At 53.5% G+C, this 260-nt stretch carries 1 protein-coding gene; it reads right to left on the reverse strand.

Translation table 11 applies throughout. From position 1 onward, the window contains the following. The coding region (locus tag Q1A41_RS20300) for a YDG domain-containing protein (RefSeq protein WP_299982996.1) at positions 1-260 on the reverse strand (260 nt) is incomplete at both ends.

Here is a 260-nt window from a genome sequence, read left to right on the forward strand (position 1 = left end):
CTGCTGGCGGAGATTTCAAAGGGTGTGATATCCGCTTGAACCACCACCGTGTTGTTGGCGATCTCATAGTTGCCGGCATCGCTACCGCTTAAGCCATAGCCCGCAATGGTGACATCTTTATCTTGGTCGACATTCTTATCCGAGAAGCTGCCGCTTGCGCCAGTGAGGCTGATATTATCGCTGGCGATAAAGTCTGTGGTGCTGGCGGTGATGTCGGCATCACGAGTGCTGTCGTAGATTTTATCGGCGGCTGTACCGGT

The sequence above is a fragment of the uncultured Pseudoteredinibacter sp. genome (assembly GCF_947502065.1).
Lineage (GTDB): Bacteria > Pseudomonadota > Gammaproteobacteria > Pseudomonadales > Cellvibrionaceae > Pseudoteredinibacter.